This is a genomic window from Nocardioides sp., assembly GCF_051876515.1.
Classification (GTDB): Bacteria; Actinomycetota; Actinomycetes; order Propionibacteriales; family Nocardioidaceae; genus Nocardioides.
On record NZ_JBJEHY010000166.1, the window covers coordinates 1 to 8,377 of the forward strand.

4 protein-coding genes and 1 pseudogene are annotated in these 8,377 nt (G+C 71.5%); 4 read left to right on the forward strand and 1 reads right to left on the reverse strand.

Annotated features, from left to right (window positions below; translation table 11 throughout):
- Positions 1–667: pseudogene (locus tag ACI379_RS12645) on the reverse strand (acetyl-CoA hydrolase); the annotation flags it as partial.
- 259 nt (positions 668–926) lie between these two features.
- Between ACI379_RS12645 and ACI379_RS12650 the strand changes: the two are divergent.
- The 4 genes from ACI379_RS12650 (at position 927) to ACI379_RS12665 (ending at position 8,251) form a co-directional block, all read left to right on the forward strand.
- Complete coding sequence (locus ACI379_RS12650) at positions 927–2,588, forward strand: ABC-F family ATP-binding cassette domain-containing protein (RefSeq protein WP_439792448.1); 1,662 nt, start codon at positions 927–929, stop codon at positions 2,586–2,588.
- A gap of 99 nt (positions 2,589–2,687) precedes the next feature.
- Positions 2,688–3,884: a glutamine-hydrolyzing carbamoyl-phosphate synthase small subunit gene (gene carA / locus ACI379_RS12655; protein WP_439792449.1), complete on the forward strand. Its 1,197-nt coding sequence runs from the start codon at positions 2,688–2,690 to the stop codon at positions 3,882–3,884.
- Positions 3,885–3,887: 3 nt separating this feature from the next.
- Positions 3,888–7,220 (forward strand): carbamoyl-phosphate synthase large subunit, encoded by a 3,333-nt coding sequence (gene carB / locus ACI379_RS12660; RefSeq protein ID WP_439792450.1) that lies wholly within the window; start codon positions 3,888–3,890, stop codon positions 7,218–7,220.
- Positions 7,217–8,251, forward strand: coding sequence for a quinone-dependent dihydroorotate dehydrogenase (locus ACI379_RS12665; protein WP_439792451.1), 1,035 nt, complete (start codon positions 7,217–7,219; stop codon positions 8,249–8,251). Before carB ends, ACI379_RS12665 begins: the two co-directional genes overlap by 4 nt.
- Positions 8,252–8,377: the final 126 nt, after the last annotated feature.

Below are 8,377 nucleotides of genomic sequence, written 5' to 3' on the forward strand. Positions count from 1 at the left end.
TCCACACGCGCAGGCCACGACGCTCCACGAGACCGGCCACGGTCGCGTCGGGAACCTCGCCGATCCCCGCCTGCAGCGTCGCGCCGTCGGCGATCTGGGCAGCCACCTGCGACCCGATCCGCACGGCGTCGTCACCCGGGGCAGCCGGGGCATGGGTCAGCAGGGCCGCCTCGGCCTCCACGCCCAGGTCGATCTCGTCGAGGTCGATCTCCGCGTCGCCGAAGGTCCACGGCATGCGGGGGTTCATCTGGGCGACCACCAGCCCGCCGCGCGCCCGTGCCGCGGCGACGGCCGCCGGCAGCACGTTGACCTCCACGCCCAGGGACACCTTGCCGTCGCGCGGCGTGGTCGTGTGCAGCACCACCACGTCGACCGGCAGGTGCTCGCCGTACAGCGCGGGCACCATCGACAGGCGCGACGGCACGTACGCGAGCTGCGGGTGCTTGCGCATGCCGGGACCGACGAACGTGGTCTCCGGGACCACCCCGTCGGGGACGGTCACGTACGGCTGCAGGTTCAGCGCGTGCAGCACCGGCGACTGCATCGCCTCCAGCAGGGGAGTGAGCACCTGGACCGGCGTGGCGAAGTTGCCGCTGGTGACCACGCGCTGACCCGGGCCGCGACCGCGGGCCGCGGAGAGGACTTCCTCGATCTCGACTGTTCGCACTCCTCAACGATGGCACGTCGCCGCCCACGCGCGACAGTGCTGGGACCTACGTCCCACCGGCGGTGGTCCTTCAGCGTGGGTCGGGTCCGCCCGGCCCCGTACGGCCGGAAACTGGTTCGCGGACCACGGCGGTGGCGACGTAGGCTGGTCGGCGTGTGGATGAACGACTGACCTGACCCGCGTCCGAGGCGCGCCCGCGTGGCGCAGCTGCCCGGCGGGTCCGACCCTCCCCGTGGAGGAGCCAGCCGTGAGGAACCCCGTGTCCAGATCCCGCACCGACCACCCCGCCAGCGACGCTGCGCGAAGCAGCACCTTCCAGCCCGAACGCCGGGGAGGCGCCGTCGTCCTGAGCGACCTGACGGTCGCGTTCGGCGGGCGCACCGTCCTGGACGGTCTCGACCTCACCGCCTCGCCCGGCACCCGGCTGGGCCTGCTGGGGGAGAACGGGGCCGGCAAGTCCACCCTGCTGCGCGTCCTGGCCGGCCGCGCGCCCTCACGGGCCGAGGTCAGCGGCGGGTGCGTCGTACCGACGTCGCTGGCACTGCTCGGCCAGGAGCCTCCGTTCCGCGACACCGACACCGTGGCGGACGTGCAGCGGAGTGTCCTGGCGCCGCTGCTCGACCTCGTCGCCCGCGTCGAGCACGCCTCGGCCCGGCTGGACGACCCCGCGTGGGCCCAGCGGTACGCGGACTGGCTCGAGGAGGCCGGCCACCGCGACGCGTGGGACGCCGAGCACCGGGCCGCCAGCGCGGCGGCCCGTCTCGGTGTCGACGGGCTGGACCCCGGCCGCAGCGTGGGGACCCTGTCGGGCGGCCAGCGGTCGCGGCTCGCCCTGGCTGGTCTTGTCACGACGCGTCCCGACTGCCTCCTGCTCGACGAGCCCAGCAACCACCTCGACGACGACGCGCTGCAGGTGCTGGCCGACTTCCTCGAGGACCTGCCGGGGGTGGTCCTGCTCGCCACCCACGACCGGGTCCTGCTCGACGACGTGGGCACCGACCTGTACGACCTCGACCCCGCCGCGTTGGGGACCGACGGGCTCGGCGGGCGCCGGTTCGGTGGGACCTGGAGCCAGTACGAGTCGGCCCGCGCCGACGCCCGCAGGCGCTGGGAGGAGACGTGGGCCGCCCAGCAGGAGGAGATCGGGCGCCTGCGCGCGGCGGCCGACGTGGGGGAGAAGGACGTGGCCGCGGGCCGCGGGCCACGCGACAACGACAAGTTCATCCACGCCTTCAAGGGCGCCAGGGTCCAGCAGACCGTCGCCCGCCGCCGGCGCGACGCCCAGCGACGCCTCGAGGAGGCCGTACGCACCCAGGTCCGCAAGCCCCGGCCGCCGCTGCGGTTCTCCGCACCGCTCGGCGCGGCGGCGACCGGGCGCGTCGTCACCGTGCGCGGCGCCGAGGTGCCGGGCCGGCTCAGGGTGGAGGTCCTCGACGTCCAGGCCGGCGACACCCTCCTCGTGACCGGCCCCAACGGGTGCGGGAAGTCGACGCTGCTGGGGCTGCTCTCGGGACGGCTCCAGCCGAGCGCCGGCAGCGTCGCCGTGGCCACGCCGTCGGTGGTCGAGCTGGTCCAGGATCCTGTGTGGCGTGACCCCGCACGCACGCCGCAGCAGTACTTCGACGACGTGGTGGGCGAGGGCGGTCCTGCTCTCGGCTCCCTCGGGCTGCTCGCCGCCCGGGACCGGGGCCGTCCGGTCGGGCTCCTCTCGGTCGGGCAACGGCGACGTCTGGCGCTCGCGTGCGTCGTGGCGCGCGCCCCCGAGCTGCTGCTCCTCGATGAGCCCACCAACCACCTCTCGCTGGCCCTGGTGGGTGAGTTGGAGGAGGCGTTGGTCACAACTCCGGGCACCGTGGTGGTGGCCAGCCACGACCGGTGGCTGCGTCGACGCTGGGAAGGGGCCGAGCTGAGGCTCGGATGAGCGGACGCCACGTCGGCGGGAGGTCTCGGCGCTGATAGGCTGGGCAGGCCCGAGCATCCTTTAACGATCCGTCCAGTGAGGCGGAGAAGGAGGTAAGGCGTGCCTCTGCATGCCCCCGCGCTGCTCGTCCTGGAGGACGGGCGCACGTTCCGAGGTGAGTCCTTCGGGGCCACCGGTGAGACCTTCGGCGAAGCAGTCTTCTCGACCGGCATGACCGGGTACCAGGAGACGCTCACCGACCCGAGCTACCACCGCCAGGTGGTCGTCATGACCGCGCCGCACGTCGGCAACACGGGCATGAACGACGAGGACCCCGAGTCCCGCAGGATCTGGGTGGCCGGCTACGTGGTGCGTGACCCCGCGCGGGTCCCGTCCAACTGGCGCTCCCGGCGCACGCTCGACGACGAGCTGCGTGAGCAGGGCGTGGTCGGGATCTCCGGTGTCGACACCCGCGCCCTGACCCGCCACCTGCGCGAGCGTGGCGCCATGCGCGTGGGCATCTCCACCGTCGAGACCGACCCCGAGGCGCTGCTGGAGAAGGTGCGCGCCACCGCCGAGATGGCGGGCGCCAACCTCTCCGAGGCAGTCTCGGTCACCGAGCCGTACCTCGTGCCCGCCCAGGGGGAGCGCCGCTTCACGGTGGCGGCCCTGGACCTCGGCATCAAGGCCAACACGCCGCGGATGATGGCCGAGCGCGGCATCGACGTCCACGTGCTGCCCGCTGACTCCACCATCGACGACGTGCTGGCGGTCAACCCCGACGGGCTGTTCTTCTCCAACGGCCCCGGTGACCCGTCGGCCACCACCGGCCAGGTCGAGCTGCTGCAGGCGGCGCTCGAGCGGGGCCTGCCGTACTTCGGCATCTGCTTCGGCAACCAGCTCTTCGGCCGCGCGCTCGGGTTCGGCACCTACAAGCTCAAGTACGGCCACCGCGGCATCAACCAGCCGGTGATGGACCGCACCACCGGCAAGGTGGAGGTCACCGCCCACAACCACGGCTTCGCCGTCGACGCCCCGCTGGACGGGTCGACCACGACCCCGTACGGCGAGGTGACCGTCTCGCACGTGTGCCTCAACGACGACGTCGTCGAGGGCCTCGAGCTCCGCGACGCCGCGGGCGAGCTGCGCTCCTTCTCGGTCCAGTACCACCCCGAGGCGGCCGCGGGTCCGCACGACGCCGCGTACCTCTTCGACCGGTTCTCGTCGCTGATGGAGGCGCAGCGAGGAACGAGCGGAGCGAATGGAGCGACAAGCAAGCACAGTGCTCATGGCCGCACTGCTGGACAGGAGGCCTGAGCCGTGCCGAAGCGTGAAGACATCAGTTCCGTCCTGGTCATCGGCTCCGGCCCGATCGTCATCGGTCAGGCCTGCGAGTTCGACTACTCCGGCACCCAGGCGTGCCGGATCCTGAAGGAGGAGGGCCTCCGCGTCGTCCTCGTGAACTCCAACCCGGCCACGATCATGACCGACCCGGAGTTCGCCGACGCGACGTACGTCGAGCCGATCACCCCCGAGTTCGTCGAGAAGGTGATCGCCCGCGAGGCAGAGCGCGGCACCCCGATCGACGCCATCCTCCCGACCCTGGGCGGCCAGACGGCCCTCAACACGGCCACCGCGCTGCACGAGAACGGTGTGCTCGAGAAGTACGGCGTCGAGATGATCGGCGCCTCCTTCGAGGCGATCCACCGCGGCGAGAACCGCGAGCTGTTCAACGACATCGTGCGCAAGGTCGGCGGCGAGGTCTGCCGCTCGTTCGTGTGCCACAGCATGGACGAGGTCGAGAAGGCCACCGAGGAGCTCGGCTTCCCGGTCGTCATCCGTCCCTCGTTCACCATGGGCGGGCTCGGCTCCGGCATCGCCTTCGACGCCGACGACCTGCACCGCATCGCCGGCGCCGGTCTCTCGGCCTCGCCGACGACCGAGGTCCTGATCGAGGAGTCGATCCTGGGCTGGAAGGAGTACGAGCTGGAGGTGATGCGCGACAAGAACGACAACGTCGTCATCATCTGCTCGATCGAGAACTTCGACCCGGTCGGCGTGCACACCGGTGACTCGATCACGGTCGCCCCGGCGATGACGCTCACCGACCGCGAGTACCAGCACCTGCGCAACCTGGCGATCGGCGTCATCCGCGAGGTCGGCGTCGACACGGGCGGCTGCAACATCCAGTACGCGGTCAACCCCGAGAACGGTCGCGTGATCGTCATCGAGATGAACCCGCGCGTCTCGCGCTCCTCGGCGCTGGCGTCGAAGGCCACCGGCTACCCGATCGCCAAGATCGCAGCCAAGGTCGCCATCGGCTACACCCTCGACGAGATCGAGAACGACATCACCACGGGCCCGCAGGGCTCGACCGCTGCCTCGTTCGAGCCCACGCTCGACTACGTCGTGGTCAAGGTGCCCCGCTTCGCGTTCGAGAAGTTCCCGACCGCCGACTCCACCCTCACCACCCACATGAAGTCCGTGGGCGAGGCGATGTCGATCGGGCGCAACTTCTCCGAGGCGCTCAACAAGGCCCTGCGCTCCATGGAGTCGAAGGGCTCGGCGTTCACCTGGGCCGGCGAGACCGGCGACAAGGCGGCGCTGCTGGCCGAGGTCGCCCGCCCGCACGACGGTCGCATCCAGAAGCTGATGCTCGCCATCCGCGCCGGGGCCACGCCGGAGGAGATCTTCGACGCCACCAAGATCGACCCCTGGTACGTCGACCAGCTCTTCCTGATCAACGAGGTCGCCACCGACGTCGCGCAGGCAACCGAGCTCGACGAGCGGACGCTGCGCCACGCGAAGCGCCACGGCTTCTCCGACGCCCAGATCGCGGAGATCCGCGGCCTGACGGAGTCCGAGGTGCGCGAGCTGCGGCACGCCGCTGGCGTCCGCCCCGTCTACAAGACGGTCGACACCTGCGCCGCGGAGTTCGAGGCCAGGACCCCGTACTACTACTCGTCCTACGACGAGGAGACCGAGGTCGCCCCGCGCGAGCGGGAGGCCGTGATCATCCTCGGCTCCGGGCCCAACCGCATCGGTCAGGGCATCGAGTTCGACTACTCCTGCGTGCACGCCTCGCAGGAGCTGTCGAAGGCCGGCTACGACACGATCATGGTCAACTGCAACCCGGAGACGGTCTCGACCGACTACGACACCTCCGACCGCCTCTACTTCGAGCCACTGACCCTGGAGGACGTCCTCGAGATCGTCGACGCGGAGCGTGCGGCCGGTCCGATCGCGGGTGTGATCGCCACGCTCGGTGGTCAGACGCCGCTGGGTCTCGCCCAGGGGCTGGCCGACGCCGGCGTGCCGATCGTCGGCACCAGCCCCGAGGCCATCGACCTCGCCGAGGAGCGCGGCGCCTTCGGCCGCATCCTCGCCGACGCCGGCCTGATCTCCCCGAAGCACGGCACCGCCGTCTCCTTCGAGGAGGCCCGCGTGATCGCGCACGACATCGGCTACCCCGTCCTGGTCCGCCCGTCGTACGTCCTGGGTGGGCGCGGCATGCAGATCGTCTACTCCGACGACACGCTCGAGACGTACCTCGAGGCGGCGACCGAGCTGATCAGTGTGGACCGTCCCGTGCTGATCGACCGCTTCATCGACGACGCGGTCGAGATCGACGTCGACGCCCTGTTCGACGGTGAGGAGCTCTTCCTCGGCGGCGTGATGGAGCACATCGAGGAGGCCGGCATCCACTCCGGCGACTCCTCGTGCGCCCTGCCGCCGATCACCCTGGGCCGCAGCGAGATCGAGCGCATCCGTACGGCCACCCACGCCATCGCCTCCGGCGTCGGTGTGCGGGGCCTCATCAACATCCAGTTCGCGCTGGGTGCCGACGTGCTCTACGTCATCGAGGCCAACCCGCGCGCCTCGCGCACCGTCCCGTTCGTCTCCAAGGCCACCGGCACCTCGCTGGCCAAGGCGGCCTCGCGGGTCATGCTCGGTGCCACCATCGCCGAGCTGCGCGCCGAGGGGCTCCTTCCGGCCAGCGGCGACGGCGGTCTGCTGCCGGTCGACGCGCCGATCGCGGTCAAGGAGGCGGTCCTGCCGTTCAACCGCTTCCGCACCAAGGAGGGCCAGTTCGTCGACACCGTCCTGGGCCCGGAGATGAAGTCGACCGGTGAGGTCATGGGCTTCGACGCCCACTTCGGCACGGCGTTCGCCAAGGCGCAGGCCGGCTCCTTCGGCCCGCTGCCGGTGGGCGGCAAGGTCTTCATCTCGATCGCCAACCGCGACAAGCGGACGATGATCTTCCCGGCGCGCGTCCTGGCCGACTACGGCTTCGAGCTGCTGGCCACGGAGGGCACCGCCGAGGTGCTGGGCCGCAACGGCATCCCGTCCACGGTCGTGCGCAAGCACTCCTCGGGCGCCGGCCCGGACGGCGAGAAGACCATCGTCGGCATGATCCAGGACGGCGAGATCGACCTGATCGTCAACACCCCGAACGGCTCGGCCGGCGGGGCCCGTCACGACGGTTACGAGATCCGCTCCGCAGCGGTGCTCACCGGCACCCCCTGCATCACCACGGTGCAGGGTGCGGCGGCTGCCGTCCAGGGCATCGCCGCCCAGCGCAGCGGAGAGGTCGGCGTGCGCTCCCTGCAGGAGTGGGGTGCGCTGACGGCATCCGCCGGGTCGGCCTCGTGAGCACCCCGTACGAGGTCCTCTTCGAACGCGTCCTGACCAAGGTCGACCCGGAGCGCGCGCACCACGCCGCGTTCCGGGCGATCCGGGCAGCCGCGCCGGTCACGGCGCGACTGGGCCGGCTGGAGACCACGCCGGTCTCCGCCATGGGGCTGGAGTTCCCGCACGCCTTCGGGCTGGCCGCCGGGTTCGACAAGAACGGGGTCGGCATCGACGCCCTCGGCGCGCTGGGGTTCGGGCACGTCGAGATCGGTACCGTCACGGGTCGGCCGCAGCCCGGCAACCCGCAGCCCCGGCTCTTCCGGCTCCCCGCCGACCGGGCGGTGGTCAACCGGATGGGCTTCAACAACGACGGCGCCGAGGCGGTGGCCTGTCGCCTCGCGGCACGTGGACGCCGTGTCGGCGGGCCCGTGCTCGGCATCAACATCGGCAAGACCAAGGTGGTCCCCGAGGCCGAGGCGGTCGGAGACTACGAGCTGTCGACGGGACTGCTGGCCCCGCACGCCGACTACCTGGTCGTCAACGTCAGCTCGCCCAACACACCGGGCCTGCGGGACCTGCAGGCGGTCGAGAAGCTCGAGCCGCTGCTCCTGGCCGTACGCCGTCGCGCCGACGAGGTCGTCACCGACCGCCGGGTGCCGCTGCTGGTCAAGATCGCGCCCGACCTCAGCGACGAGGACGTGGTGGGGGTGGCCGAGCTGGCCCTGTCGATCGGGCTGGACGGCATCATCGCGACCAACACCACGATCAGCCGCGACGGGCTGGCCTCGCCGTCCGCGGACGTGGAGGCGATCGGCGCCGGGGGGCTGTCCGGTGCCCCGTTGACGGGCAGGTCGACCGAGGTCGTACGCCTGCTGCGCGGTCGCGTCGGTCCGGACCTGACCCTGATCGGCGTGGGAGGGATCTCCACGCCCCAGGACGCCGCGGACCGTCTGGCCGCGGGTGCCGATCTGGTCCAGGCGTACACCGGGTTCATCTACGGCGGTGCAGGGTGGCCGCGTCGCGTCGTCAGGGGCCTGACCACGCATGGTTGAGGCTGCCGGTCCCCGCCACGTCGTCGCCGAGCTGCTGGCGACGAAGCGGATCGGTGCGTTCCGTCAGCTGACCCTTTCTGCGCCCGGGGTGTCGGAACGGTTCCGTCCCGGCAACTTCGTGGCGAT